General features: G+C 55.3%; 26 protein-coding genes. 10 read left to right on the top strand and 16 right to left on the bottom strand.

Annotation, left to right across the window (positions count from 1 at the left end):
- Positions 1 to 9: 9 nt before the first annotated feature.
- A complete protein-coding gene (gene murQ / locus DBY73_RS05450) occupies positions 10 to 903 on the bottom strand; it encodes an N-acetylmuramic acid 6-phosphate etherase (RefSeq protein WP_112010193.1) in 894 nt (297 codons plus the stop codon).
- Positions 904 to 1,021: 118 nt separating this feature from the next.
- Here murQ and DBY73_RS05445 point away from each other — a divergent pair, with 118 nt between their 5' ends.
- Positions 1,022 to 1,870: a MurR/RpiR family transcriptional regulator gene (locus DBY73_RS05445; protein ID WP_112010192.1), complete on the top strand. Its 849-nt coding sequence runs from the start codon at positions 1,022 to 1,024 to the stop codon at positions 1,868 to 1,870.
- Between the two features lie 56 nt (positions 1,871 to 1,926).
- Complete coding sequence (locus tag DBY73_RS05440; protein WP_014071370.1) at positions 1,927 to 2,187, top strand: YfhL family 4Fe-4S dicluster ferredoxin; 261 nt, start codon at positions 1,927 to 1,929, stop codon at positions 2,185 to 2,187.
- Here the strand turns inward: DBY73_RS05440 and acpS are convergent.
- The 11 genes from acpS to rpoE all read right to left on the bottom strand — a co-directional run bounded on the left by acpS (position 2,184) and on the right by rpoE (position 11,680).
- Positions 2,184 to 2,564, bottom strand: coding sequence for a holo-ACP synthase (acpS, locus tag DBY73_RS05435; RefSeq protein ID WP_112010191.1), 381 nt, complete (start codon positions 2,562 to 2,564; stop codon positions 2,184 to 2,186). The genes DBY73_RS05440 and acpS overlap by 4 nt on opposite strands.
- The gene (gene pdxJ, locus DBY73_RS05430; protein WP_112010190.1) at positions 2,564 to 3,295 is read right to left on the bottom strand and encodes a pyridoxine 5'-phosphate synthase; all 732 of its coding nucleotides are present in this window, start codon (positions 3,293 to 3,295) and stop codon (positions 2,564 to 2,566) included. The genes acpS and pdxJ overlap by 1 nt, the downstream gene beginning before the upstream one ends.
- A 76-nt stretch (positions 3,296 to 3,371) precedes the next feature.
- Complete coding sequence (recO, locus tag DBY73_RS05425) at positions 3,372 to 4,079, bottom strand: DNA repair protein RecO (RefSeq protein WP_112010414.1); 708 nt, start codon at positions 4,077 to 4,079, stop codon at positions 3,372 to 3,374.
- Between the two features lie 131 nt (positions 4,080 to 4,210).
- Positions 4,211 to 5,116 carry a GTPase Era gene (gene era, locus DBY73_RS05420; protein WP_112010189.1) on the bottom strand — a complete coding sequence of 302 codons (906 nt, stop codon included), beginning with the start codon at positions 5,114 to 5,116 and terminating at the stop codon, positions 4,211 to 4,213.
- Complete coding sequence (gene rnc, locus DBY73_RS05415) at positions 5,113 to 5,793, bottom strand: ribonuclease III (protein ID WP_112010188.1); 681 nt, start codon at positions 5,791 to 5,793, stop codon at positions 5,113 to 5,115. The genes era and rnc overlap by 4 nt, the downstream gene beginning before the upstream one ends.
- 227 nt (positions 5,794 to 6,020) lie before the next feature.
- The gene (lepB, locus tag DBY73_RS05405; RefSeq protein WP_112010187.1) at positions 6,021 to 6,995 is read right to left on the bottom strand and encodes a signal peptidase I; all 975 of its coding nucleotides are present in this window, start codon (positions 6,993 to 6,995) and stop codon (positions 6,021 to 6,023) included.
- A gap of 16 nt (positions 6,996 to 7,011) precedes the next feature.
- Complete coding sequence (gene lepA, locus DBY73_RS05400; protein ID WP_112010186.1) at positions 7,012 to 8,811, bottom strand: translation elongation factor 4; 1,800 nt, start codon at positions 8,809 to 8,811, stop codon at positions 7,012 to 7,014.
- Positions 8,812 to 8,996: 185 nt separating this feature from the next.
- Positions 8,997 to 9,473 (bottom strand): SoxR-reducing system protein RseC, encoded by a 477-nt coding sequence (rseC, locus tag DBY73_RS05395; RefSeq protein ID WP_112010185.1) that lies wholly within the window; start codon positions 9,471 to 9,473, stop codon positions 8,997 to 8,999.
- A complete protein-coding gene (gene rseB / locus DBY73_RS05390) occupies positions 9,470 to 10,423 on the bottom strand; it encodes a sigma-E factor regulatory protein RseB (protein WP_112010184.1) in 954 nt (317 codons plus the stop codon). Before rseB ends, rseC begins: the two co-directional genes overlap by 4 nt.
- Positions 10,423 to 11,073 (bottom strand): anti-sigma-E factor RseA, encoded by a 651-nt coding sequence (gene rseA / locus DBY73_RS05385; RefSeq protein ID WP_112010183.1) that lies wholly within the window; start codon positions 11,071 to 11,073, stop codon positions 10,423 to 10,425. Before rseA ends, rseB begins: the two co-directional genes overlap by 1 nt.
- 31 nt (positions 11,074 to 11,104) lie before the next feature.
- A complete protein-coding gene (gene rpoE / locus DBY73_RS05380; RefSeq protein ID WP_112010182.1) occupies positions 11,105 to 11,680 on the bottom strand; it encodes an RNA polymerase sigma factor RpoE in 576 nt (191 codons plus the stop codon).
- 426 nt (positions 11,681 to 12,106) lie between these two features.
- On the opposite strand from rpoE, the gene nadB reads away from it, so the two are divergent.
- On the top strand, positions 12,107 to 13,726 hold the full coding sequence (gene nadB, locus DBY73_RS05375) for an L-aspartate oxidase (protein WP_112010181.1): 1,620 nt from the start codon (positions 12,107 to 12,109) through the stop codon (positions 13,724 to 13,726).
- On the opposite strand, the gene DBY73_RS05370 is transcribed toward nadB, so the two are convergent.
- Entirely contained in the window at positions 13,711 to 14,448 is a 738-nt protein-coding gene (locus DBY73_RS05370) for a tRNA1(Val) (adenine(37)-N6)-methyltransferase (RefSeq protein ID WP_112010180.1), read from the bottom strand. The genes nadB and DBY73_RS05370 overlap by 16 nt on opposite strands.
- A 132-nt stretch (positions 14,449 to 14,580) precedes the next feature.
- Between DBY73_RS05370 and srmB the strand changes: the two genes are divergently transcribed.
- Positions 14,581 to 15,912, top strand: a complete 1,332-nt coding sequence (srmB, locus tag DBY73_RS05365) for an ATP-dependent RNA helicase SrmB (RefSeq protein WP_112010179.1) — start codon at positions 14,581 to 14,583, stop codon at positions 15,910 to 15,912.
- A 53-nt stretch (positions 15,913 to 15,965) separates the two neighbouring features.
- Here srmB and grcA read toward each other — a convergent pair whose 3' ends face one another.
- The gene (grcA, locus tag DBY73_RS05360) at positions 15,966 to 16,349 is read right to left on the bottom strand and encodes an autonomous glycyl radical cofactor GrcA (RefSeq protein ID WP_112010178.1); all 384 of its coding nucleotides are present in this window, start codon (positions 16,347 to 16,349) and stop codon (positions 15,966 to 15,968) included.
- Positions 16,350 to 16,665: 316 nt separating this feature from the next.
- Between grcA and ung the strand changes: the two genes are divergently transcribed.
- Positions 16,666 to 17,355 (top strand): uracil-DNA glycosylase, encoded by a 690-nt coding sequence (gene ung, locus DBY73_RS05355; protein ID WP_112010177.1) that lies wholly within the window; start codon positions 16,666 to 16,668, stop codon positions 17,353 to 17,355.
- Between the two features lie 48 nt (positions 17,356 to 17,403).
- Here the strand turns inward: ung and DBY73_RS05350 are convergent, their stop codons facing one another.
- Positions 17,404 to 18,489 (bottom strand): tRNA/rRNA methyltransferase, encoded by a 1,086-nt coding sequence (locus tag DBY73_RS05350; protein ID WP_112010176.1) that lies wholly within the window; start codon positions 18,487 to 18,489, stop codon positions 17,404 to 17,406.
- Between the two features lie 204 nt (positions 18,490 to 18,693).
- Between DBY73_RS05350 and trxC the strand changes: the two genes are divergently transcribed.
- The 5 genes from trxC to DBY73_RS05320 all read left to right on the top strand — a co-directional run bounded on the left by trxC (position 18,694) and on the right by DBY73_RS05320 (position 24,414).
- A complete protein-coding gene (gene trxC / locus DBY73_RS05340; protein WP_112010175.1) occupies positions 18,694 to 19,113 on the top strand; it encodes a thioredoxin TrxC in 420 nt (139 codons plus the stop codon).
- 69 nt (positions 19,114 to 19,182) lie between these two features.
- Entirely contained in the window at positions 19,183 to 19,881 is a 699-nt protein-coding gene (gene tapT, locus DBY73_RS05335) for a tRNA-uridine aminocarboxypropyltransferase (RefSeq protein ID WP_112010174.1), read from the top strand.
- 35 nt (positions 19,882 to 19,916) lie between these two features.
- Positions 19,917 to 22,580, top strand: coding sequence for a protein lysine acetyltransferase (pat, locus tag DBY73_RS05330; RefSeq protein ID WP_112010173.1), 2,664 nt, complete (start codon positions 19,917 to 19,919; stop codon positions 22,578 to 22,580).
- 110 nt (positions 22,581 to 22,690) lie between these two features.
- On the top strand, positions 22,691 to 24,046 hold the full coding sequence (gene pssA, locus DBY73_RS05325; protein ID WP_112010172.1) for a CDP-diacylglycerol--serine O-phosphatidyltransferase: 1,356 nt from the start codon (positions 22,691 to 22,693) through the stop codon (positions 24,044 to 24,046).
- Between the two features lie 44 nt (positions 24,047 to 24,090).
- Positions 24,091 to 24,414 carry a YfiM family lipoprotein gene (locus tag DBY73_RS05320; RefSeq protein WP_112010171.1) on the top strand — a complete coding sequence of 108 codons (324 nt, stop codon included), beginning with the start codon at positions 24,091 to 24,093 and terminating at the stop codon, positions 24,412 to 24,414.
- Here the strand turns inward: DBY73_RS05320 and DBY73_RS05315 are convergent.
- A complete protein-coding gene (locus tag DBY73_RS05315) occupies positions 24,411 to 25,706 on the bottom strand; it encodes an MFS transporter (RefSeq protein WP_112010170.1) in 1,296 nt (431 codons plus the stop codon). The two genes, DBY73_RS05320 and DBY73_RS05315, sit on opposite strands and share 4 nt — an antisense overlap.
- Between the last annotated feature and the right edge of the window lie 249 nt (positions 25,707 to 25,955).

Raw genomic sequence — 25,955 nt, 5'->3', positions numbered from 1 at the left:
ACGCCTCTGTTAGTTTTCTAGTGCCGCTCTTAAGAATCCATCATGCGCAGCAAGCTTGGCCCGCGCGGCCTCTGCGTCCAGCCCGCTTAAAATCATCAGAATCGCCGGTTTTACGTCGTTATCGGTGAGTTTAAGGGTCGCTTCTGCCTCGTCACGGCTCGCCCCCGTGGCTTCAACCACCATACGGCAGGCCCTGTCCACCAGCTTGACGTTAGTGGCCTGCATGTCCACCATCAGGTTCTGGTAGACCTTGCCGAATTTCACCATCGCCCCGGTGGAAATCATGTTGAGCACCAGCTTTTGCGCCGTACCGGATTTCAGGCGCGTGGAGCCGGTCAGCGCTTCCGGCCCAACAACCGGTGAGATTGCAATCGCGGCCACCTGCGCAATCGGCGAGCCCGGATTACAGGAAATGGCCACCGTGGTGCAGCCGGTTTGGTTGGCATACTCAAGGCCGCCGATGACGTACGGCGTACGCCCGGATGCGGCAAGCCCCACAACCAGATCTTCCGCTTTCAGGTCCAGCGCCTTCAGGTCGTCTTCGCCGAGCTGCCTGTTGTCTTCTGCGCCTTCAACCGCTTTCAGCAGCGCGCCAGGACCACCGGCAATGAGGCCAACCACCAGCCCGTGCGGCACGCCGAACGTTGGCGGACATTCGGACGCATCCAGCACGCCGAGACGCCCGCTGGTGCCCGCGCCCATGTAAATGATGCGCCCGCCCGCGTTCAGCGCTTTTGCCGCGGCATCGACAGCCTTCGCCACCTCAGGTAATGTCTCTTTTACTGCCTGCGCGACCAGCGTATCCTGTTGATTAAAACGGTTTACCAGTTCGAGCGTGGAGAGCGCGTCCAGATCCATGGTTTGTGGATTACGCGTTTCGGAAACAAGGGAGCCTAGATTCATCTTTTTTACCTCAAGAATTTTTAATTCATAATAATCACACTATAATGGAATATAAAATTCATTCAGGCGAGCAAAATCCGTATTTGCGCAGGCAATCACATTTTCGCCAGGAGACCGTATGAACTGTTTAATTCGCATTCGCCAGCGTTATCCGGGTTTTGCCCAAAGCGACAAAAAGCTGGCGGATTACCTTCTTTCGCAGCCCGATCGCGCGCGCCACCTTAGCTCACAGCAGCTGGCGAGCGAGGCCGGCGTGAGCCAGTCGAGCGTGGTGAAGTTCGCTCAGAAGATCGGTTTTAAGGGCTTTCCGGCCCTCAAGCTGGCCATCAGCGAGGCGCTGGTCAGCAACCCGAATCCGCAGTCGATGCCGGTACATAATCAGATCCGCGGCGATGATCCTATGCGCCTCGTCGGAGAAAAGCTGATCAAAGAGAACGTGGCGGCGATGCACGCCACGCTGGACGTTAACAGCGAAGAGAAATTACTGGAAAGCGTGGCGATGCTGCGCGCGGCGCGGCGTATCGTGTTGACCGGGATAGGCGCATCCGGGCTCGTGGCGCGCAATTTTGGCTGGAAGCTGACGAAAATCGGCTACAACGCCATTGTTGAACACGATATGCACGCCCTGCTCGCCACCGTTCAGGCGATGGAACCTGACGATCTGCTGCTGCCCATCTCCTACTCCGGGGAACGGCGTGAAATCAATATGGCCACCGATGAGGCCCTGCGCGTGGGTGGCAAAATTCTGGCGATAACCGGCTTTACGCCCAATGCGCTGCAGCAGCGGGCCACGCGCTGCCTGTATACCATCGCCGAAGAGCAGGCCACGCGCAGCGCGGCAATTTCATCAACGAGCGCGCAAATGATGCTGACGGATCTGCTGTTTATGGCGCTGGTGCAACAGGACCTGGAGCACGCGCCGGAGCGTATTCGCCACAGTGAAGAGCTGGTAAAAAAACTGGTTTGAACAACGAATGAGCGTATAATGCCCGCCCTGTTTGTGTTGTTTCTGAGAATTTCCTGATGGCGCTGTTAATCACCAAAAAATGCATCAATTGCGATATGTGCGAACCCGAATGCCCGAACGAGGCGATTTCGATGGGTGACAGCATTTATGAGATTAACAGCGACCGCTGCACCGAATGCATTGGCCACTATGAAACGCCGACCTGCCAGAAAGTGTGCCCGATCCCCAATACCATTTTGAAAGATCCGGCGCACGTCGAGAGCGAAGAGCAGCTGTGGGATAAGTTTGTCCTGATGCACCACGCGGACAAACTCTAACTTTCGATAATCACCGTCGCGCTGGCGTAGTGGCGCTCATCCGCGATCGTCACATGAATGTGATTCACGCCCAGCTTCTCGGCCAGCTTTTGCGCCTCACCCCATAAGCGCAGGCTTGGTTTTCCCAGCTCATCGTTAAATACCTCAAACTGGTTAAACGCCAGACCGTTGCGAATCCCCGTGCCGAAAGCTTTTGCCGCCGCCTCTTTTACGGCAAAACGCTTTGCCAGAAAACGCACCGGCTGCTGATGCGTTTCCCAGACGGCCCATTCGCCGTCGCTCAGCACGCGTCGCGCAAGGCGATCGCCGCTGCGGGCGATCACCGCTTCGATGCGGGCGATTTCAACAATGTCCGTGCCTAAACCCAGAATGGCCATTACCGACGCGCTTCCAGCATCAGGCGCTTCATTTCCGAGACCGCCTCTTTCAGACCGCTCATCACCGCGCGGCCAATAATGGCGTGGCCGATGTTCAGCTCGTGCATCTCCGGCAGCGCGGCAATCGCCTGCACGTTGTGATAGGTCAGGCCGTGCCCGGCGTTAACCTTCAGCCCCAGGCCTGCGGCATAGGTCGCGGCTTTGGCAATACGCTCCAGCTCTTTCGCCTGCTCTGCTTCGGTTTTGGCGTCAGCATAGCAGCCGGTGTGAATTTCAATGTAGGGTGCGCCCACTTCCGCTGCGGCTTTGATTTGCTCCGCATCCGCATCAATAAACAGTGACACCAGAATACCGGCATCGGCCAGGCGTTTGCAGGCGTCGCGCATTTTGTCACGTTGGCCCGCCACGTCCAGCCCGCCTTCGGTGGTCACTTCCTGACGCTTCTCCGGCACCAGGCAGCAGAAGTGCGGCTTCGTTTCGCAGGCGATCGTCAGCATATCTTCCGTAACCGCCATCTCCAGATTCATGCGCGTATCCAGCGTCTGGCGCAAAATGCGCACGTCACGATCGGTGATGTGGCGACGGTCTTCGCGAAGGTGAACGGTAATGCCGTCTGCGCCAGCCTGCTCGGCAATGAACGCCGCCTGTACCGGATCGGGATACGCCGTGCCGCGCGCGTTACGCAGAGTGGCGATGTGGTCGATGTTGACGCCTAACAGTAATTCAGCCATGACAATCCTCGGTATTTTGGTTCATTTCCCTTCCCCCCTCTCCCTCCGGGAGAGGGCTGGGGTGAGGGGTAAAACGTTAACGTTTCGGCATAAACTGCCTGAATAATTCGCGGCTCTTTAACGGCTTGCCGCCAAGATAAGGCTTGAGGGCGATCCGGGTAAAGCGCTTTGCCGCGCGCAGGGTGTCGGCGTCGGGAAACTCCCGCTCATACAACGCCCGCAGATGGCGCCCGGTAAAGGTGCTGTTATCTACCACGACGCTGGCGATAAAGCCTTTCTCTTCGCGATAGCGATAGGTCATGGTGTCCTCAACTTCTTCTCCGCTCCCCGCGCAGTGTAGAAAGTCTACGCCGTAGCCCAGGTGACCGAGCAGCGCCAGCTCAAACCGGCGCAGCGCGGGTTCAGGCGTGCCCGCAGCGCCAGCCAGCGACTGTATACAGTGAAGATAATCGAAGAAAAGTTCAGAGAAGCGCGTCTCATGTTCAAGCACGCGGGAGATAAGCTCGTTCACGTAAAGGCCGCTATAGAGCGTGATGCCGGAAAGGGGGAGCGCCAGAGAGACGGCTTCGGCGCTGCGCAGGGTTTTGACTTCCCCTCGCCCACCAAAGCGCACCAGCAGCGGCGTGAAAGGCTGCAGTGCGCCTTTCAGATTAGAACGTTTGGAACGTGCGCCTTTCGCAACCAGGCGCACGCGACCCGACTCTTCCGTGAAGACGTCCAGCATCAGGCTGGTTTCGCTCCAGGGACGACTGTGCAGGACGAAGGCGCGCTGCCATCCTTCCATCATACGCGTCGTCTTTCAAGCTGCAGGCGCGTTGGCTGCGCCCGTTCCCCCCAGTCACTTACTGGGGTAAGCTCCCGGGGATTCGCGGCCTTGCCGCCTTCCTGCACCTCGAAAGCCATAGCGTATGAGAACTACTGGTCTTCGCCGTAACCGAGGCTGCGCAGCGCGCGCTCATCGTCGGCCCAGCCAGATTTCACCTTCACCCACAGCTCAAGGTGGACCGGAGCTTCAAACATGTCCTGCATGTCCTTACGGGCTTCAATGCCGATGGTTTTGATTTTGGAACCTTTGTTACCAATTACCATCTTCTTCTGACCTTCACGCTCAACGAGGATCAGGCCGTTGATGTCATAGCCGCCGCGCTCGTTGGTCTGAAAACGTTCGATTTCAACGGTCACAGAGTACGGCAGTTCAGCGCCCAGGAAACGCATCAGCTTTTCACGGATGATTTCAGACGCCATAAAGCGCTGGGAGCGATCGGTGATGTAATCTTCAGGGAAGTGATGAATCGCTTCCGGCAGATGCTTACGCACGATGCCCGCGATGGTATCGACGTTCAAACCGGTCTCTGCGGACAGCGGCACGATGTCGAGAAAGTTCATCTGGCTACCCAGCCACTGCAGGTGGGGCAGCAGGTCGGCTTTTTCCTGTACGTTGTCCACTTTATTGACCGCGAGGATCACCGGCGTTTTGCCATCGCGCAGCTTGTTCAGCACCATTTCGTCATCCGGCGTCCAGCGGGTGCCTTCGACAACGAAAATCACCAGCTCTACGTCACCGATTGAGCTGCTCGCCGCTTTGTTCATCAGGCGGTTGATCGCGCGCTTCTCTTCCATGTGCAGGCCGGGGGTGTCGACGTAAATCGCCTGATACGCGCCTTCAGTATGGATACCGACGATGCGGTGGCGCGTGGTCTGCGCCTTGCGTGAGGTGATGGAGATCTTCTGCCCAAGCAGATTATTCAACAGGGTAGATTTGCCAACGTTCGGACGTCCGACGATGGCAATAAATCCGCAATAGGTTTTTTCTTCGCTCATTCCAGCTCCAGCATTTTTAACGCCTGTTCGGCGGCAGCCTGTTCAGCCTTGCGACGGCTTGAACCTGTGCCCACCACCGGTTCACTCAGGCCACTGACCTGGCAATGGATGGTAAATTCCTGATCGTGCGCTTCGCCACGCACCTGCACCACCAGATAGGACGGCAGCGGCAGGTGACGGCCCTGCAGGTATTCCTGCAAACGCGTTTTTGGATCTTTTTGCTTATCGCCCGGGCTAATTTCGTCCAGGCGGGTCTGATACCAGTTGAGGATCAGTTTTTCTACGGTCTGAATATCGCTGTCCAGGAACACGCCACCGATTAATGCTTCGACCGTATCGGCAAGAATGGATTCACGGCGGAATCCACCGCTTTTCAGCTCGCCCGGTCCAAGACGCAGACATTCACCCAGCTCAAATTCACGCGCGATTTCCGCCAGCGTGTTTCCCCGAACCAGCGTTGCGCGCATACGGCTCATATCACCTTCGTCCACGCGTGGGAAACGGTGATAAAGCGCATTGGCAATAACAAAACTTAAAATTGAATCACCTAAAAACTCGAGGCGTTCATTGTGTTTGCTGCTGGCACTGCGGTGGGTTAATGCCTGTTGCAACAACTCCTGATGAATAAAAGTGTAGCCCAGCTTCCGTTGAAGCCGATTAATTACGATGGGGTTCATGCGATACCAATAAATGAATGCGTCAAAAATGCAGCACACGAAACCGACCTGAGAAAACCAACGCGGTTTCGTGTGCCGTGGCACCTTTTCTGTTCAGTGCCAACCTTAAACTTCGGGGGAATATTCTATACACAACGACAGGGGATGTCGTTAGTTCAAACAGATTTATCGCTGAAATAATTCGCGTAGCCGCAAATAACTGCGGCTACGCGTTCAATTATTGAGAATTAATGGATTCCGCCGATACGATTCAGGCGAACGCCGGTCGGCCATTCGCCTTCCTGCTTCTCAAAACTCATCCAGATCGCTGTCGCTTTACCTACCAGATTCGCTTCCGGCACAAAGCCCCAGTAACGGCTGTCCGCAGAGTTGTCGCGGTTATCACCCATCATGAAGTAGTGCCCCGGTGGCACAATCCAGGTCGCCAGCTGTTGCCCCGGCTGCCGGTAGTACATTCCCACCTGGTCCTGCGCGATTGGCACGGTCAGAATACGGTGGGTGACGTCGCCCAGCGTCTCTTTGCGCTCAACCAGACGAATACCGTTCTCTTTGGATTCGTCTTTCGGCACCTGGAAGAAACCGCTGGTCGCTTCGCCGCCGTTGCGGCGAGCGAAGGTCTGCACGAAATCGCTTGGCTCAACGTTTGAGTAAGTGATTGGCAGCGCATTTTCGCACGCGGTACCGGAGCTGCAGCCCGGCTGTACGGTCACTTCTTTCGCAACCGGATCGTAGGTGACTTTGTCACCCGGCAGACCCACCGCACGCTTGATGTAGTCCAGACGCGGATCTTCCGGATATTTAAAGACCACGATGTCACCGCGTTTCGGATGGCCGGTTTCGATCAGCGTTTTTTGGTAGATAGGATCTTTAATGCCGTAGGCAAACTTCTCCACCAGAATAAAATCGCCGATCAGCAGCGTTGGCATCATCGATCCAGATGGGATCTGGAACGGTTCGTAAATAAACGAACGGACGATCAGAACAATCGCCAGAACCGGGAACACCGATGCGCCCGTCTCCAGCCAGCCCGGTTTCGGGCCCACCTTTTTAAGGGTTTTCGCGTCCAGCCCGTCGCCGGTGGCCGCCTGCGCGGCAGCCTGACGTTCACGGCGCTTAGGCGCGAAAATAAACTTATCCAGGCACCACAACAGCCCTGTTACCAGGGTTGCGATGACCAGGATCAGGGCAAACATGTTCGCCATGCCAACTCCTTAAGGGTTATTTGCCGTCTTTGCCAACATGAAGGATGGCAAGGAATGCTTCCTGCGGCAGCTCAACGTTACCGACCTGCTTCATGCGCTTCTTACCGTCTTTCTGCTTCTGCAGCAGCTTTTTCTTACGGCTAACGTCACCGCCGTAGCATTTCGCCAGAACGTTTTTACGCAGCTGCTTCACGGTCGAGCGGGCGATGATATGGTTGCCAATCGCCGCCTGAATCGCGATGTCGAACTGCTGACGCGGGATCAGCTCCTTCATCTTTTCAACCAGCTCGCGGCCGCGGTACGGGGCGTTGTCGTTATGGGTGATCAGCGCCAGCGCATCCACACGCTCGCCGTTGATCAGCACGTCTACGCGCACCATGTTGGAAGCCTGGAATCGTTTGAAGTTGTAATCCAGCGACGCGTAGCCGCGAGAGGTAGACTTCAGACGGTCGAAGAAGTCGAGCACCACTTCCGCCATCGGAATTTCGTAGGTCAGCGCCACCTGGTTACCGTGGTAAACCATGTTGGTCTGTACGCCGCGCTTTTCGATACACAGGGTGATCACGTTGCCCAGGAACTCCTGCGGCAGCAGCATGTGACACTCTGCGATAGGCTCGCGCAGCTCCTGAATGTTATTCAGCGGCGGAAGCTTGGACGGGCTATCGACGTAGATAATCTCTTTCGACGTGGTTTCGACTTCATACACTACGGTCGGCGCCGTGGTGATCAGATCCAGATCGTATTCACGTTCCAGACGCTCCTGGATGATCTCCATATGCAGCAGGCCGAGGAAGCCACAGCGGAAGCCGAAGCCCAGCGCCGTTGAGCTTTCTGGCTCGTAGAACAGGGAGGCATCGTTGAGGCTTAGCTTGCCAAGCGCATCGCGGAAGTTCTCATAGTCATCAGAGCTGACCGGGAAAAGACCTGCGTAGACCTGCGGCTTCACTTTTTTGAAGCCCGGCAGCGCTTTTTCCGCCGGGTTACGGGCCAGCGTGAGGGTATCCCCTACCGGCGCGCCGAGAATGTCTTTAATCGCGCAGACCAGCCAGCCAACTTCGCCGCATTTCAGCTCGGTACGGTCAACCTGTTTAGGGGTGAAGATCCCGAGGCGGTCAGCGTTGTAGACCTGACCGGTGCTCATCACCTTGATTTTGTCACCTTTACGCATGGTGCCGTTTTTAATACGCACCAGCGAGACAACGCCCAGGTAGTTATCAAACCAGGAATCGATGATCAGCGCCTGCAGCGGGGCATCCGGATCGCCTTCCGGCGGCGGAATATCACGCACCAGACGTTCGAGCACGTCCGGAACGCCGACGCCGGTTTTGGCCGAGCAGCGCACCGCATCGGTCGCATCAATACCGACGATATCTTCAATCTCTTCCGCCACGCGTTCAGGATCGGCCGCTGGCAGGTCGATTTTGTTCAGAACCGGCACAACCTCGAGGTCCATTTCCATCGCGGTATAGCAGTTCGCCAGGGTTTGAGCTTCTACGCCCTGCCCGGCATCGACCACCAGCAGCGCGCCTTCACAGGCCGCCAGCGAGCGCGATACTTCATAGGAGAAGTCAACGTGGCCCGGGGTGTCGATAAAGTTCAGCTGATAGGTTTCACCATCAGTCGCTTTGTAGTCGAGCGTAACGCTCTGCGCTTTAATGGTGATCCCGCGTTCGCGTTCCAGGTCCATGGAGTCCAGTACCTGGGCTGCCATTTCACGATCAGACAGGCCACCGCAAATCTGGATAATACGGTCAGACAGCGTCGACTTACCGTGGTCAATGTGAGCAATGATCGAAAAGTTACGTATGTTCTTCATATAGTTAAATAATTATGCCTTACGAATTCCTGGAGGCCGCTGTTCTTAGCCTGACGTTTTTCAGTGCGAAAACGCAGCATTCTACACTACATCTCCGTTACCTGGAAATGCACTTAGAGCCAAGCATAGCCGGAAGAAACGGCGTTTTCTTTTTTGAGATGTAAATAATGATAAAGCCCGGTGAATTACCGGGCTTCAGTAGAAAGTGTCTCAACGCGAAGCTGGTCTGGTGCCAGCGCGACGCTAAGAATCACGGGCTGCCACGCCTCGCGGGCTGCAAGCTTAGGCGACAAGCCCCTGGCAAGCAGAAATCCGCCGACGCCACCGAGCGCGGCGCCAAACATGGCAGACAAATCGGTGCCAAACAGCATCTGGAAGATACCGCCCATGACAAACAGCCCCACCAGCGGAGAGAGATAAACCAGCATCGCGGAAGTCAGCAAACTGCCTTCTGCAATTCCCAGCTCAACCTTCTGCCCTTTCACCAGCGGCTGCTCGCTGGGTACTGAAATCGTATGCGAGGTTTGCGGCCCCAGCTTATTCAGTACGCGGCTTCCGCACCCGGCTCGTGATGCGCAGCTGTTGCATGAGGCTTTTACATCACAGCTCACCAGCGCGATTCCGTTATTCCACGAAACGACCGTAGCCCACTCTTTGATCATTGTGCGGCCCTGAATTTGATGCTGTCAGAAATGCGCTTCGCGGTTTGCGGCGGCAATTCGCCCACCACGGTGATCTCTGCGTTATCGCGCACCGTAGTGCTCACCGTCCGGCGTCCGGTACGGAGCATTTGCTCAGAGCTGTTTGCCGAGGCACGGTTGATGTTCACAGAGAAGCTAAACAAACCATCTGAATAAAGGCGCGATTCAACCGGCGTTTCGATGGTTGGAAGCTGGCGACGGCTGCTGGAAATTTCACTAAACCCCTGAGGGATCCACGAAGGCACCCAGTTGAAGTTCACAGAATCTCCTGGGGGAACGGAAAGCAGCGGCGGCAGGCTGGCCTTAGCCAGATTCTGCATGTTGGTCCCAACCTGATTATTGACGCTAAAGGAGATTACGCGGAACTGTTCCAGCGTTTCTCCGTCGCGATCGAGCAGGTCGACCCGCATGGGAAGCTTGGTTTCCGCGTCAATCCAGACGATGTAGCTGTAGCGCGTACCATCACGCGCTACCACGCGGATCACTTCACAAAGCCGATCCGCAATGCGCGTTCGCCCTACCGATATGAAATCGTAATAAGGGGCAAGCCGCTTGAAATCGGTGTAGATGAGTGACGGCAGTGAATCAACGATATAGTCGCCATTGAGCGTGAACGGCTCGAGACCGGGTTCGAAATAGCTAATTTCGCTACCACGCTGAACCACCTCACGACGCGGGCCATCCATCTGTAAAAGCTGGGCAAGCGGCTGATTATCAAGGCGGGCATGGCGATAGCGTAATGACTCAACGCCCTGCTTGTTGATGCTGATAAATGCCAACTCGTAGTTGAGTGACTGGCTGGCCACGTTCATCTGCTGCAACAACGCCCCGGATGAAACATCAGCCGAGGCGTTAGCTGAGAAGAACAGGCCACCTGCCACCAAAGACATGGCGAACCAAAGTTGCTTCATTACTGCGATTGCGTTCCTAGAGTTTGGTTTCCTGGCACCTGCACAGCGGCCTGCTGCGTTTGGGCCTGCTCAAACTGAAGCTGCTCAGAGTGCAGACGACGCTGCAGCTCATAATCCTGGAGCATCGCATTAATGCGACGGCGCTGCTCTTGAACCTGCTGTTGCTGTCCGCCGCTTGCGGAGGCATCAGCCGGAACGCCCAGACTGACCGGGCTGGCTTTGCCCATCATCGGCATGGTGTTAAACACAGGCGCTTCAGGCTGCTGGCTGGCTTCAGACTGCGTATTATAGTGCTGGACGCCAACGATAACTGCAAGCGATACGCATGCAGCCACACCCATTTGCGTGAGCTGGCTGGCCCACGGACGCACCTTCTGCCAAAACGGCATTTTCTGCCACTGGTGAGGAGCCGGTTGCGCTTCAGGGATCAGCGGAGTGGTTTTATGAACAGGCTCATTTTCGATAGCCGCCATGACGCGTGCTGAGATATCGAAATGGAGAACGTCGCCGGTATCACCGCGCATCGTATCGCGGATGAGGTGATAGCTCTGCCAGGTCTCTTGCATTTCGGGAGAATGAGACAGCTCGTTGAGCAGCTCACTATCCAGCGTTTCCCCATCCATTAAAGCGGAAAGTTTTTCTTTCTGCATGCCTAATACCTTTTCCAGTATCCCGCTATCGTCAACGCCTGATAAGCGGTTGAACTTTATTATCAATAGCTTCTCGCGCACGGAAAATACGTGAGCGAACCGTACCGACCGGGCAATCCATGATGGCGGCTATCTCTTCATAGCTAAGTCCATCCAGCTCCCGCAACGTAATTGCCATGCGTAAATCTTCCGGGAGCGACTCAATCGTACGAAAAACTATTTGTCTCAGTTCTTCTGACAACATTAAGTTCTCAGGGTTCGAAATTTCTTTCAATGCGCCGCCACTTTCGAAGTTTTCGGCGTCAATGGCGTCCACGTCGGTTGATGGTGGACGTCGGCCCTGAGCGACCAGGTAGTTTTTAGCTGTATTGACAGCAATACGATACAGCCAGGTATAAAAAGCACTATCTCCCCGGAAAGAATCCAGCGCACGATAGGCCTTAATAAAAGACTCTTGTACGACATCAGGCACATCACCCGATGGTACATAGCGGGAAACCAGACTCGCCATCTTATGCTGGTAGCGCACCACCAGTAAGTTAAAGGCTTTCTGATCTCCCTTCTGGACCCGTTCAACCAGGACCTGGTCCGTTAACTGCTCGCTCATCCGAGGTAATGTCTCCCCAAACCTAAATTCCACGCGTTATCGAAACGCCACTCTAAAACATCGTACTTTGAGCAAGCACCGAATTAGAGAGTCTGTTCTTCAATAAGTTCCGTCACGCCTTTGTTTTTGTTGATCGCGTCGCAGACCGTTCATTTTCTCTCATTATAAGTCTGTTCACGATACGTACCCACTTTCTCACAAGAAACAATACATTTCCCGCCAGAAGAGTAACGCAACACCGGGTTTATTTCACTACAAAATCTGAAGCTAACGATCTGCTTCGCAAAATAATTTCGCCTATTTATCGCTTTTCAACGCACCAGCCCTTGTTTAGCCTCCACAACGGGAAGCAAAAAAAACGTGCGATATATCCCGTTAGAGTGCTACTCTGACCAAACACTGTTTAGTAAATTAAACAAAATCATCATGACTACATCATCCGAACTGCATTGTGATGTCCTTATCATCGGCAGCGGCGCTGCTGGACTTTCGCTGGCACTCCGGCTGGCCGAGCATCAAAAGGTTATTGTGCTGAGTAAAGGGCCAATAAGCGAAGGCTCAACCTTTTACGCGCAGGGCGGCATTGCCGCCGTGTTTGATGAAACGGACAGTATCGCCTCACACGTTGAAGACACGCTGGTTGCCGGAGCCGGCATCGTGGACGCACGCGCCGCAGAGTTTGTCGCCAGCAATGCCCGACACTGCGTTCAGTGGCTTATCGATCAGGGGGTTTTGTTTGATACCCACGTTCAGCCAAACGGTGAAGAGAGCTATCACCTGACGCGTGAAGGCGGACACAGCCATCGTCGCATTCTGCACGCCGCAGACGCCACCGGGAAAGCGGTGGAGACCACGCTGGTCGGCAAGGCGCTGGGACATCCCAACATACAGGTTCTGGAGCGCAGCAATGCGGTCGACCTGATCGTCTCCGACAAGATTGGCCTGCCCGGCACGCGCCGCGTTGTTGGAGCCTGGGTATGGAATCGTAATAAAGAAGCGGTGGAAACCTGCCGCGCGAAGGCCGTGGTGCTGGCCACAGGCGGTGCGTCAAAGGTTTATCAATATACGACCAACCCGGATATTTCCTCTGGCGACGGCATTGCGATGGCCTGGCGCGCAGGCTGCCGCGTGGCTAACCTCGAGTTTAACCAGTTCCACCCCACCGCCCTGTTCCATCCTCAGGCGCGAAACTTTCTGCTCACGGAAGCCCTCCGCGGCGAAGGAGCTTATCTCAAGCGCCCGGACGGCTCTCGATTTATGCCTGATTTTGACGACAGGGGCGAGCTCGCGCCGCGCGATATCGTGGCCCGCGCCATTGACCACGAGATGAAGCGCCTGGGCGTGGATTGCATGTATCTGGATATTAGCCATAAGCCCGCCGGATTTATTCGCCAGCACTTTCCAATGATTTACGAAAAGCTGCTGAGCCTGGGCATCGATCTGACCCGCGACCCGGTGCCGATTGTGCCCGCCGCCCATTATACCTGCGGCGGCGTGATGGTTGACGAGCACGGGCGTACCGACGTAGATGGGCTGTATGCCATCGGTGAGGTGAGCTACACCGGCCTGCACGGCGCAAATCGAATGGCGTCCAACTCGCTGCTGGAGTGTCTGGTTTACGGCTGGTCAGCCGCTGAAGATATTACCAAACGCATGCCCTACGCCCGCCTGGCGGAACATTTGCCAGAATGGGATGAAAGCCGCGTGGACAATCCGGATGAGCGGGTCGTTATCCAGCATAACTGGCATGAGCTGAGGCTCTTGATGTGGGATTACGTTGGGATTGTGCGTACCACGAAACGTCTCGAGCGCGCCCTGCGTCGGATTACGATGCTGCAGCAGGAGATTGATGAGTATTACGCAAACTTCCGCGTGTCCAACAATCTGCTGGAGCTGCGCAATCTGGTGCAGGTCGCTGAGCTGATCGTTCGCTGCGCGATGATGCGTAAAGAGAGCCGCGGCCTGCACTACACCCTGGACTTTCCCGACGCGCTGGCAGAATCCGGCCCGTCGGTACTGTCCCCGCACGTTCACATAAACAGATAGAACGCCTGGGTCAGAGCAGTGTAGTCTTCGGAATATCGCTGGTCTGGCCCGCGGATCACCATCCTGTCATTAAAGCACTCCCCCTCTTTGGGTGAGAGCGCCAGCAGCACGCGGTGCGGCAAACGGCTTTCGGTATCGGCAATATCGGTGCGCAAGCGCAAGTTCCAGCCGATCTCCTGCGCGATCGCTATAAAGGTATTGCCTGTACTTTCCGGTAACACCACGCAGAAAAACCCCTCTTCCGTGATGAGCTCTGCCGCACTGGTTAATAGCGCACGGTGATCGAGCGATCCGGTATAGCGCGCCTGCTCGCGCGCCGGCGTCGCACACTCTACGCCCGGCGCATAATAAGGTGGATTGCTGACGATAAGATCGTAACGCGCCGTTTGCTCTGGTGCCCAGGCCAGCACATCGGCACATTCCACTTTTACGCGGTTCGCCCAGGGGGATTCGGACGCATTTTCGGCCGCCTGCCGCGCCGCCCCGGCATCCAGTTCCACGGCATCGATGGTGACATGTTCGTCCGTGCGTTGCGCCAGCATTAACGCCAGCAGCCCGCTGCCGGTGCCAATATCAAGAATGCGTTTTGCACCTGCGACAGGTGCCCACGCGCCCAGTAAGATACCGTCTGTACCTACTTTCATCGCACAGCGATCGTGAGCAATAAAGAACTGTTTGAATGTGAAACCATCGCGGCGCAATTGCGCTTTGAGTTGAGACATGACGGGGCAACCTTCTAAACGAAACCGGGGTAGCATAGGGGAAAGCGAAGTGGTCGAAAAGCGATATCCATACAAACAGATGAAGATTACAGCCGTAACGTCTATAATCAGCGCCCCACACAGAGGTAGAACATGACTGTAACGACTTTTTCCGAACTTGAACTCGATGAAAGCCTGCTCAATGCACTTGAGAGCAAAGGCTTCACACGCCCGACCGCCATTCAGGCCGCGGCCATTCCGCCTGCGCTGGAAGGACGCGATGTGCTCGGTTCTGCGCCAACCGGCACGGGGAAAACAGCAGCCTACTTGCTGCCTGTCTTGCAGCATCTGCTCGATTTCCCACGTAAAAAATCTGGCCCGCCGCGCATTTTGATCTTAACGCCAACGCGCGAGCTGGCAATGCAGGTTGCCGAACACGCGCGCGAACTTGCGGCAAATACTCACCTGGATATCGCCACGATCACCGGCGGCGTTGCGTACATGAACCACGCCGAAGTGTTTAGTGAAAACCAGGACATCGTCGTGGCGACGACGGGCCGACTGCTGCAGTACATCAAAGAAGAGAACTTTGACTGCCGCGCGGTTGAAACGCTGATCCTCGACGAAGCGGACCGCATGCTGGACATGGGCTTTGCACAGGATATCGAACATATCGCGGGTGAAACGCGCTGGCGCAACCAAACGATGCTGTTCTCTGCCACCCTTGAAGGGGAAGCGATTAAAGACTTCGCAGAGCGTCTGCTGGAAGATCCCGCGGAGGTGTCCGCTACGCCGTCAACCCGCGAACGTAAAAAAATTCACCAGTGGTACTACCGTGCGGATAACCTTGAGCACAAGGTTGAGCTGCTTAAGCACCTGCTGAAGCAGGAAGATGCGACCCGCACCATCGTCTTCGTACGTAAGCGCGAGCGCGTGCACGAGCTGGCGGAAATGTTGCGCAATGCCGGGATCAACAACTGCTACCTTGAAGGCGAGATGGCGCAGGTGAAGCGTACCGAAGGCATCAAGCGTTTGACCGATGGCCGCGTGAATGTTCTGGTCGCCACCGACGTTGCCGCACGCGGGATCGATATTCCTGACGTAAGTCACGTGATCAACTTCGATATGCCGCGCAGCGGGGATACCTACCTGCACCGCATTGGCCGTACCGGTCGCGCTGGCCGCAAGGGTGTTGCGATCTCTCTGGTCGAGGCGCACGACTACCTGCTGCTGCAAAAAATTGGCCGCTATGTCGATGAGCCTTTGAAGGCCCGCGTGATCAATGAGCTTCGCCCGACGACCCGCGCCCCTAGCGAAAAGATGACGGGCAAGCCGTCCAAGAAAGCGCTGGCAAAACGCGCAGAAAGAAAAGAGAAAGAAAAAGAGAAGCCGCGCGTGAAGCTGCGCCACCGCGACACCAAGAACAAGGGCAAGCGCCGTAAGCCAAGCGCTGCTGCTGCGCCAGAATCTAAAAGCGAAGAGTAAAAAAAAGCCGGGATTATCCCGGCTTTTTTATTCCACCCCCGTGGCTAAAAACCTTACAGGCTTTCAGTAAAGGTACGAGCGATGACGTCACGCTGCTGTTCTGGGGTCAAAGAGTTGAAGCGTACCGCATAGCCGGACACGCGAATGGTCAGCTGTGGGTATTTTTCCGGGTGCTCAACGGCATCCATCAGCGTTTCGCGACGCAGAACGTTAACGTTCAGGTGCTGACCGCCTTCAACGCGAACTTCCGGCTTCACTTCCATTGGAATTTCACGATATTCGATTTCGCCCAGCTTGCTGACCGGTACGATTTCATCTTCCGCAAAACCCGCTTTTGCTACAACGCAGCGCGCTTCGCCTTTCTCGCTGTCCAGCAGCCAGAAAGAGTTCATCAGGTCGTCGTTTGCCGCTTTAGTGATCTGGATACCCGTAATCATGTGTTGCCTCCCTTAGGCTACATTATCTGGATTCGGCCGCTCGCGGCCAATTGGTAAAACCATTGTTGCTTGTGTGTATATATATCACCCAGGCTCGGGTGATTTGTTGATTTAAATCAACAAAAACACCAACCACATAAAGAGTGCGGTCTGAATTTATTGTTTTAAATCAATTTAAACTCCTTACCAATTCAAATCATTACACACTTTTTAAAATAAAATTTAAGGACTTAGAGACGAATCTTGTCGTCACGTTTTGCTCATCACGCGTTAACGGGTAAGCTAGGCGCAGTTTTGAAATTCGCAGGAGAGCGAGATGAGCACACCGTTGACATGGCATGACGTGCTGGCAGATGAAAAGCAGCAGCCCTACTTCATTAACACGCTGAGCACCGTTGCGGCAGAACGTCAGGCCGGCCAGACGATCTATCCCCCGCAGAAGGATGTTTTCAACGCGTTTCGCTATACCGAACTGAGCGATGTTAAGGTCGTTATCCTCGGCCAGGATCCTTATCACGGGCCGGGGCAGGCGCACGGCCTTGCCTTTTCCGTACGTCCAGGGATCGCCATTCCGCCCTCTTTGTTAAATATGTATAAAGAGCTTGAAGGCACGATACCAGGCTTTGTTCGTCCCAAACACGGCTATCTTGAAAGCTGGGCGCATCAGGGGGTGCTGTTGTTAAACACCGTGCTGACCGTGCGTGCAGGTCAGGCGCATTCCCACGCTAGCCTGGGATGGGAAACCTTTACTGACAAGGTAATTAGCCTTATCAACGAGCATCGCGAAGGGGTTGTGTTTTTACTGTGGGGATCACATGCGCAGAAAAAAGGGGCGATTATCGACCGCCAGCGCCATCACGTACTGAAAGCGCCGCACCCATCACCGCTCTCCGCGCATCGCGGCTTCTTCGGCAGTAACCATTTTGTTCTGGCAAATGAGTGGCTGGAAAAGCGTGGCGAAAAGCCGATTGACTGGATGCCCGTGATACCGGCAGAGAGTGAATAAATTGAGTATGTATGCCCGGCTTGCCGGGCATACACAAAGCATAAAGGCTTATGCTTTGTTCTGACGCCACCATTCAGCCAGCAGGACGCCGGTTGCAACGGAAACGTTGAGGCTTTCTACATTGCCCGTCCCGTCAATAGAGACGCTCAGATCGGCGCTGGACAGCGCGGCATCTGACAGACCATCACGTTCCTGACCCAGCACCAGCACCATCTTGCGCGGCAGCGTTGCTTTGAACAGCGGCGTGCCGGCGTGGCTTGACGTGGTCACAATGGAATAGCCCGCTTTGCGGAACTGCTCGATCGCGTCCAGAACGCTATCACCAGTGATCGGCTGAACGTGCTCGGCACCGCCTTCTGCGGTACGGATAGCCGCACCAGACTCAAGCAGAGCCGCATCCTGCAGCAGAACGCCCTTCACGCCGAAGTGCGCGCAGCTGCGCATCATTGCACCCAGGTTATGCGGGTTGCCCACATCCTCCAGCGCCAGCACGCAATCATCGGCTTCCGCCTGGCTGACCCACTGCTGAACGGTGGTGCCGTTACGCTTTTTGATCAGGAAGCAAACGCCGCCGTGGTGCTCGGTGCCGGACGCTTTGGTCAGCTCGGCATCGTCAACCACGTGGTACGCTTTGCGGTTTGCCGCCATCCAGCGAAGCGCTTCTTTAAAGCGTGGCGTAACGCTCTGGATAAACCAGGCGCGAACGATACACTCTGGACGGCTCTGGAACAGGGCCTGGCAGGCATTTTCACCGTACACGCGGGTCTCTTCTGCACGCTGGCGGCGCAGAACTTCCGGATCGATAAAGCTTTTACCACTAATGCCGCCGTGATCGGCTTTTTCCGGCGCGTCATCGCCAGGGGCGCGGGAAACGGTGCGCCACGGAGATGACGCCTCGCGCGAGAAGTCGTCGCGTTTGCGATCGTCACGCTTACGGTCATCACGTTTGCGGTCATCACCACGGGTATTTCTGTCATCGCGGGCGGGGCGACGGCCACCGTCTGCACGAGAGGACGCCGGACGCCCGCCACCTTTTCCGGTACGCGGATTTTGGGTGCGTTTATCAGAGTCATCATCACTGCGGACATACATCACTTTGACCTTGCCGCTTTTGTTTTTCATTTCGTCGTTCATGCTTTTCTCCACCAGCGCTGCGCGAAGCGCGCAGATTACCCGATGTGCCAGCGCATAGCCATAATTTCGTACAAAAGCCTGTGACTATTGTTCTCATTGAATAAAACGCATTGTCGTTTTAAACAGCCTCATTGATAATATGTAACATATCAGAAACATTATCGGCATTCTGCCGCTGTCCCACGGCTTTATCAGAGGTTAGTTATGAATACCGTATGTGCCAACTGTCAGGCTCTTAATCGCATTCCGGAAGATCGGATTGACGATGGTGCGAAATGCGGGCGTTGTGGCCATGAGCTGTTTGATGGTGACGTCATTAACGCTACCGGTGCTACGCTGGACAAACTCCTCAAGGACGATCTCCCGGTGGTTGTTGATTTCTGGGCGCCGTGGTGTGGCCCCTGCCGCAGCTTCGCGCCTATTTTTGAGGATGTGGCCGAAGAGCGCAGCGGCAAAATGCGCTTTGTGAAAGTGAACACCGAAGCGGAGCGCGAGCTCAGCGCCCGCTATCGCATTCGCAGCATCCCGACCATCATGATTTTCAAAAATGGTGAGGTTATCGACATGCTCAACGGCGCGGTGCCTAAGGCCCCGTTCGAGAGCTGGCTTAACGAGTCCGTGTAACAATCACGGGGCACATCTTGTGCCCCGTTCTCACCTCTGCGAAAATAGGCTTTTTCCCGCATTCCGCCCATGACTGATAATGCCGTTCTTCAACTCCGCGCCGAACGCCTTGCCCGCGCGACTCGTCCTTTTCTCGCCCGCGGTAACCGCATCCGCCGGTGTCAGCGCTGCCTGCTGCCGCATAAGGTTTGCCTGTGTGAAACGCTTGCGCCGAGCAGTGCAGAGAGCCGTTTTTGCCTGGTGATGTTCGATACCGAGCCAATGAAGCCGAGCAATACGGGACGCTTAATTGCCGATATCCTCCCCGATACCGCCGCGTTTCAGTGGTCACGAACCGAGCCTCCACAGGGGCTGCTCGACCTGGTCAGAACCGAGGCCTACCAGCCAATGGTCGTTTTCCCGGCCTCCTACGCGGGAGAGCATCGTCAGGTATTCTCCGCCCCCCCTTCCGGTAAGCCGCCGCTGTTTATTATGCTTGACGGCACCTGGACGGAAGCGCGCAAGATGTTTCGTAAAAGTCCGTACCTTGACGCACTGCCGGTCATTTCCGTCGATTTGTCTCGCGTCTCGGCCTACCGCCTGCGCGAAGCGCATGCCGACGGACAATATTGCACCGCAGAAGTGGCGATCGCGCTTCTCGACCTGGCAGGTGACACGCAGGCCGCCGCCGCGCTGGGCAACCATTTTACCTGCTTCCGCGAACGCTATCTGGCGGGAAAAACCGTTCATAAGGGCAACGTCACAGCAAGCGAGGCAGAAAGCGTTTAAAATCATCAGGTCGCTTGCATTAACAGGAGATCTGCATGAGCCAGCGAGGGTTAGAAGCGCTACTACGTCCGAAATCCATAGCCGTTATTGCCGCATCAATGAAGCCGGATCGCGCCGGTTATCTGATGATGCGTAACCTTTTGGCCGGTGGATTCAATGGCCCCGTGATGCCCGTCACGCCCGCTTACAAGGCGGTTCAGGGCGTGCTTGCCTGGCCGGACGTACAAAGCCTGCCCTTCGAGCCCGATTTAGCCATCCTCTGTACGCACGCAAAGCGGAATCTGGAACTGCTGGAATCACTCGGGCAGAAAGGCTGTAAAACCTGCATCATTCTTTCGTCGCCCCCTGAACAGCAGGCCGAGCTGCTGGCGTGTGCCAGGCTGTACCAGATGCGAATTTTAGGCCCTAACAGTCTGGGCCTGCTGGCGCCGTGGCAGGGGTTAAACGCCAGCTTTTCCCCCGTACCGATTCGCAAAGGCAAGCTGGCTTTTATCTCCCAGTCCGCTGCCGTATCGAACACTATTCTCGACTGGGCCCAGCAGCGGGAAATGGGCTTCTCTTACTTCATCGCCCTCGGCGATAGCCTGGACATTGACGTCGACGAGCTGCTCGATTTTCTGGCCCGAGACGGCAAAACCAGCGCCATTCTTCTCTATTTAGAACACCTTGGCGATGCGCGCCGCTTCGTTTCCGCCTCGCGCAGCGCCTCCCGAAATAAACCGATCCTGGTCATCAAAAGCGGGCGCAGCCCGGCGGCGCAGCGCCTTCTCCATTCTCACTCCGGCATGGACCCGGCCTGGGACGCGGCGATACAGCGCGCTGGCCTGCTGCGCGTTCAGGATACGCATGAGCTTTTTTCAGCCGTAGAGACGCTAAGCCATATGCGCCCGCTGCGCGGAGAGAAGCTGATGATCGTCAGCAACGGCGCTGCGCCTGCCGCGCTTGCGCTGGACGAGCTGTGGCTACGCAACGGGAAACTCGCCGCGCTGGGTGAAGAAACGCTCCAGCATCTGCAAGAGGCGCTGCCTGCAAGCGTTTCCCCCGGCAATCCGCTGGACCTGCGCGATGATGCCAGCAGCGAGCGCTACGTTAAGGCGATATCCATCTTGCTCGACAGCCAGGATTTTGACGCGCTGCTTATTATCCACTCACCCAGCGCCGTTGCGCCCGGTAGCGAAAGCGCGCGGGCGCTCATTGAGGCGGTAAAAAACCATCCGCGCGGGAAATACGTCACGCTCTTAACGAACTGGTGCGGCGAGTTTTCTTCGCAGGAGGCCCGACGCCTATTCAGCGAGGCGGGGTTACCGACTTATCGCACACCGGAAGGTACCATCACCGCCTTTATGCATATGGTGGAATACCGCCGCAATCAGAAACAGCTGCGCGAAACGCCCGCCCTGCCCGGAAATCTCACGGCCAACACGCTCGACGCCCACCGCCTTTTACAGCAGGCGCTTGATGAGGGGGCAACCTCGCTGGACACCCATGAGGTTCAGTCCATTCTGGGCAGCTACGGCATGCAGACGCTGCCAACCTGGATTGCCAGCGACAGCGCGGAGGCTGTTCATATTGCTGAACAAATCGGCTATCCGGTCGCCCTTAAGCTTCGCTCGCCGGATATTCCACATAAATCAGATGTCCAGGGCGTCATGCTTTACTTGCGTACCGCGGCGGAAGTTCAGCAGGCGGCCAATGCTATTATCGATCGCGTGAAGATGGCATGGCCGCAGGCAAGGGTTCACGGGCTGCTGGTGCAAAGCATGGCTAATCGTGCGGGCGCTCAGGAGCTGCGGGTGGTGGTGGAGCATGACCCGGTGTTTGGCCCGCTAATCATGCTGGGCGAAGGCGGCATAGAGTGGCGACCTGAGGAGCAGGCCGTCGTGGCGCTTCCGCCGCTTAACATGAACCTGGCGCGATACCTGATCATTCAGGCAATAAAAAGTAAAAAGATCCGCGGCCGCAGCGCGCTACGCCCGCTAGATATCGCAGGCCTGAGCCAGTTTCTGGTACAGGTGTCTAACCTGGTCGTCGATTGCGCGGAGATCCAGCGGCTGGATATTCACCCCCTTCTCGCCTCCGGCAGTGAATTTACCGCGCTGGACGTGACGCTTGATATTGCCCCATTCGAAGGCGACCGCGAAAGCCGGCTGGCGATTCGCCCCTACCCGCTGCAGCTTGAAGAGTGGGTAGAGATGAAGAACGGAGAACGCGCGCTGTTTCGCCCCATCCTTCCGGAGGATGAACCGCAGCTGAGAACGTTTATTTCAAAAGTCACCAAAGAAGATCTTTATTATCGCTACTTTAGCGAAATCAACGAGTTTACCCATGATGATTTAGCCAACATGACCCAGATCGACTACGATCGAGAAATGGCGTTTGTGGCCGTTCGTCGTTCCAATCGGGGAGATGAGATCCTCGGCGTGACCCGGGCGATTTCTGACCCGGATAACGTTGATGCCGAATTTGCGGTGCTGGTGCGTTCCGATCTTAAAGGATTGGGGCTGGGCAGACGGCTACTCGAAAAACTCATCAGTTATACGCGCGATCACGGATTGCGACGCCTGAACGGCATTACGATGCCAAACAACCGCGGTATGGTAACCCTTGCGCGAAAACTCGGATTTGACGTTGATATTCAGCTGGATGAAGGCATTGTTTCCCTGACTCTGCGGCTGAACGCTTTCGATAAACGCGAGTAAGCTACTGGAAATGTTAACCACTTTGGTCGGCACTGGTGGTATCATTGTCCGCTTATGTTGTTTGCATGGTACAGACAACCCTTCAATGAACAGAGAAGAAACGCACTGTGATGTTGTCAAAATTTAAGCGCAATAAACATCAACAACACCTTGCTCAACTACCGAAGATTTCTCAGTCAGTTGATGATGTAGAGTTCTTTTACGCTCCCGCTCATTTTCGGGAGACGCTTCTGGAAAAGATTGCCAGCGCGACGCGACGCATCTGCATTGTGGCGCTGTATCTTGAACAGGATGAAGGTGGGCGTGCGATCCTGAACGCGCTCTATGAAGCTAAACGCCATCGTCCTGAACTGGATGTACGCGTGCTGGTTGACTGGCATCGCGGCCAGCGCGGACGCATCGGCGCTGCCGCGTCGAACACCAATGCAGACTGGTATTGCCGCACGGCACAGGAAAACCCGGGCGTTGATGTTCCGGTATACGGTGTACCTGTTAATACGCGAGAAGCGCTTGGCGTTCTCCATTTCAAAGGCTTCATTATTGATGACAGCGTGCTTTATAGCGGCGCAAGCCTGAATGACGTTTACCTGCATCAGCTCGATAAATACCGCTACGACCGTTACCACCTGATTCGCAATCCGCAGATGGCCGATATCATGTTTAACTGGGTTGATAAAAACCTGGTGCACGGTCGTGGTGTGAATCGACTTGACGATCCTCAGCGTCCTAAAAGCCCGGAAATTAAAAACGATATTCGTTCTTTCCGCCAGGAGCTGCGTGACGCGGTTTACCACTTCCAGGGCGATGCCAATAACGAAGAGTTATCCGTTACTCCGCTGGTCGGTTTAGGTAAATCGAGCCTGCTGAATAAAACGATTTTCCACCTGATGCCGTGCGCAGAGCATAAGCTCACCATCTGCACGCCATATTTCAACCTTCCAGCCATTCTGGTTCGCAACATTATTCAGCTGCTGCGCGACGGTAAGAAAGTCGAAATTATCGTTGGCGACAAAACGGCGAATGATTTCTTTATTCCAGAAGATCAGCCGTTTAAGATCATCGGCGCGCTGCCGTATCTTTATGAAATTAACCTGCGCCGTTTCCTGAGTCGTTTGCAGTACTACGTCAACACGGATCAGTTGGTTGTGCGGCTCTGGAAAGATGAAGACAACAGCTACCATCTGAAAGGGATGTGGGTAGATGACGAGTGGATGCTGCTGACGGGCAACAACCTGAACCCGCGCGCCTGGCGCCTGGATCTGGAAAATGCCATTCTGATCCACGATCCGAAGCACGAGCTTGCGGCTAAGCGTGAACGCGAACTTGAGCTTATTCGCACGCATACTACCGTGGTTCGTCACTACCGAGATCTGCAAAGCATTGCCGATTACCCGGTAAAAGTCCGCAAGCTTATTCGTCGTTTACGCCGTATCCGTATCGACCGGCTTATCAGCCGTATTCTGTAATTCTCTGGCCCTGCATCGACAGGGCTTTTTTATGGAGCCTGCTGATGCGTATCCCTCTCCTTCTTACGACTCTTTTACTCACCGGATGCAGCCATATGGCGAACGATAGCTGGTCCGGTCAGGATAAAGCGCAACACTTTCTCGCATCAGCAATGCTGTCCGCAGCCGGTAATGAGGTTGCTCAGCATCAGGGCTATAGTCAGGACCGCAGCGCGGCGATTGGTTTTATGTTTTCGGTGAGCCTTGGTGCATCGAAAGAATTGTGGGATAGCCGCCCTTCCGGGAGCGGCTGGAGCTGGAAAGATTTCGCCTGGGACGTAGCCGGAGCGACAACCGGCTACGCCGTTTGGCAGATGGCGCAACGCTAAAGACGAATCCCTTTTCCTTTGCGATGCAGCATCAGCGACACGATAAATGCCAATGCCCCCATCACGGTGACGTACCAGAAGAAGGTGGTTTCGCTCCCCCATGATTTGAGCGTCAGCGCAACATATTCAGCAGAACCACCGAATAGCGCGTTTGCCACCGCATAAGAAAGCCCAACGCCCAGCGCGCGTACCTGCGCAGGAAACATTTCGGCCTTCAATATTCCGCTGATTGAGGTATAGAAACTCACAATAACCATTGCGAGCATCACCAGCGCAAACGCTGCATAGGGGGAGGACACATGCTGAAGCGCGGACAGAATCGGTACCGTACAGAGCGCAGATAGACCGCCAAAAATCAGCATTGAGGTGCGTCGGCCAATCTTATCTGAAAGTGCGCCAATGACCGGTTGTATCAGCATGAAAACAAACAGTGCAACGGTCATAACAATGCTGGCGACATTCGCATGCATTCCGGTGGTATTGACCAGATACTTTTGCATATAGGTGGTGAAGGTATAAAAGCTGAGCGATCCCCCCGCAGTGAATCCCAGGACCATCAAAAACGCTTTGCGGTTGCGCCATAGACCTTTGAATGTCCCGGCCTCCTTCAGCGCCATAACGTCTTTTTTCGACGTTTCATCCAGCTGGCGACGCAGCCATAGCGCCACAATGGCGAGCACGGCCCCCATCGCAAACGGAATGCGCCAACCCCAGCTATGAAGCTGCTCGTCTGTCAGGATCTGCTGTAGGATCACCACCACGAGGATTGCCAATAGTTGACCCCCAATGAGCGTGACGTACTGGAAAGAGGCGTAAAATCCTTTACGGCCCTCAACGGCAATTTCACTCATATAGGTCGCACTTGTTCCGTATTCTCCGCCGACGGACAGCCCCTGGAATAAACGGGCGAGCAGTAGCAGGGCCGGTGCCCAGGTTCCAATAGTGGCATAGCCGGGTAGGCAAGCAATAACCAGCGAACCAAAGCACATCATGCATACCGAGATCAGCATGGATGTTTTACGTCCGCGTCGATCGGCAATACGGCCAAACAGCCAGCCACCAATCGGACGCATTAAAAATCCAGCGGCAAAAACGCCGGCAGTCTGAAGTAGCTGAGTCGTCGAGTTTCCAGAGGGAAAAAAGATGTGTGCGAAGTAGAGTGAACAAAACGAGTAGACATAAAAGTCGAACCATTCGACCAGATTTCCTGAAGAGGCACTGACGATTGCCCATACCCTTCTCCGGGTGTCGCTGTGATCCAGCGCCCCGTTCGATGTAATACTGTCTGTCATTGTGACTATGCTCCTGCCATAAACAGCCGCGTGTAGACTCCACAGGGCTCAATTGCTTCGTAAATTAAATGTTATAATTTTGTTATATTATACATTGAGACCACGATCACACATTTCATTAGCAGGATAAGTGATTAAGAGAAAGGCTAAGTGGGATTCTTAGCGCAAAGCAAAAAACCCCGCACCTTACGGTACGGGGTTCTTCTTAATTGATGCCTGGCAGTTCCCTACTCTCACATGGGGAGACCC

Source organism: Enterobacter sp. RIT418, assembly GCF_003057745.1.
Taxonomy (GTDB): domain Bacteria; phylum Pseudomonadota; class Gammaproteobacteria; order Enterobacterales; family Enterobacteriaceae; genus Enterobacter.
Note: the sequence above shows the minus strand (reverse complement) of the source record. Positions and strands in the feature narration are given on the sequence as shown.

Bases quoted from the DNA above. Each gene is read 5' to 3' on its own strand.
- lepB (WP_112010187.1), bottom strand. From the start codon at position 6,995: ATGGCGAACATGTTTGCCCTGATCCTGGTCATCGCAACCCTGGTAACA.
- tapT (WP_112010174.1), top strand. From the start codon at position 19,183: ATGACTGATAATGCCGTTCTTCAACTCCGCGCCGAACGCCTTGCCCGC.
- DBY73_RS05320 (WP_112010171.1), top strand. From the start codon at position 24,091: ATGCGTATCCCTCTCCTTCTTACGACTCTTTTACTCACCGGATGCAGC.
- nadB (WP_112010181.1), top strand. From the start codon at position 12,107: ATGACTACATCATCCGAACTGCATTGTGATGTCCTTATCATCGGCAGC.
- srmB (WP_112010179.1), top strand. From the start codon at position 14,581: ATGACTGTAACGACTTTTTCCGAACTTGAACTCGATGAAAGCCTGCTC.
- DBY73_RS05440 (WP_014071370.1), top strand. From the start codon at position 1,927: ATGGCGCTGTTAATCACCAAAAAATGCATCAATTGCGATATGTGCGAA.
- rnc (WP_112010188.1), bottom strand. From the start codon at position 5,793: ATGAACCCCATCGTAATTAATCGGCTTCAACGGAAGCTGGGCTACACT.
- DBY73_RS05445 (WP_112010192.1), top strand. From the start codon at position 1,022: ATGAACTGTTTAATTCGCATTCGCCAGCGTTATCCGGGTTTTGCCCAA.
- recO (WP_112010414.1), bottom strand. From the start codon at position 4,079: ATGGAAGGATGGCAGCGCGCCTTCGTCCTGCACAGTCGTCCCTGGAGC.
- rpoE (WP_112010182.1), bottom strand. From the start codon at position 11,680: ATGAGCGAGCAGTTAACGGACCAGGTCCTGGTTGAACGGGTCCAGAAG.
- rseC (WP_112010185.1), bottom strand. From the start codon at position 9,473: ATGATCAAAGAGTGGGCTACGGTCGTTTCGTGGAATAACGGAATCGCG.
- trxC (WP_112010175.1), top strand. From the start codon at position 18,694: ATGAATACCGTATGTGCCAACTGTCAGGCTCTTAATCGCATTCCGGAA.
- rseA (WP_112010183.1), bottom strand. From the start codon at position 11,073: ATGCAGAAAGAAAAACTTTCCGCTTTAATGGATGGGGAAACGCTGGAT.
- DBY73_RS05315 (WP_112010170.1), bottom strand. From the start codon at position 25,706: ATGACAGACAGTATTACATCGAACGGGGCGCTGGATCACAGCGACACC.
- DBY73_RS05350 (WP_112010176.1), bottom strand. From the start codon at position 18,489: ATGAACGACGAAATGAAAAACAAAAGCGGCAAGGTCAAAGTGATGTAT.
- lepA (WP_112010186.1), bottom strand. From the start codon at position 8,811: ATGAAGAACATACGTAACTTTTCGATCATTGCTCACATTGACCACGGT.
- murQ (WP_112010193.1), bottom strand. From the start codon at position 903: ATGAATCTAGGCTCCCTTGTTTCCGAAACGCGTAATCCACAAACCATG.
- pssA (WP_112010172.1), top strand. From the start codon at position 22,691: ATGTTGTCAAAATTTAAGCGCAATAAACATCAACAACACCTTGCTCAA.
- rseB (WP_112010184.1), bottom strand. From the start codon at position 10,423: ATGAAGCAACTTTGGTTCGCCATGTCTTTGGTGGCAGGTGGCCTGTTC.
- grcA (WP_112010178.1), bottom strand. From the start codon at position 16,349: ATGATTACGGGTATCCAGATCACTAAAGCGGCAAACGACGACCTGATG.
- DBY73_RS05370 (WP_112010180.1), bottom strand. From the start codon at position 14,448: ATGTCTCAACTCAAAGCGCAATTGCGCCGCGATGGTTTCACATTCAAA.
- ung (WP_112010177.1), top strand. From the start codon at position 16,666: ATGAGCACACCGTTGACATGGCATGACGTGCTGGCAGATGAAAAGCAG.
- era (WP_112010189.1), bottom strand. From the start codon at position 5,116: ATGAGCGAAGAAAAAACCTATTGCGGATTTATTGCCATCGTCGGACGT.
- pdxJ (WP_112010190.1), bottom strand. From the start codon at position 3,295: ATGGCTGAATTACTGTTAGGCGTCAACATCGACCACATCGCCACTCTG.
- acpS (WP_112010191.1), bottom strand. From the start codon at position 2,564: ATGGCCATTCTGGGTTTAGGCACGGACATTGTTGAAATCGCCCGCATC.
- pat (WP_112010173.1), top strand. From the start codon at position 19,917: ATGAGCCAGCGAGGGTTAGAAGCGCTACTACGTCCGAAATCCATAGCC.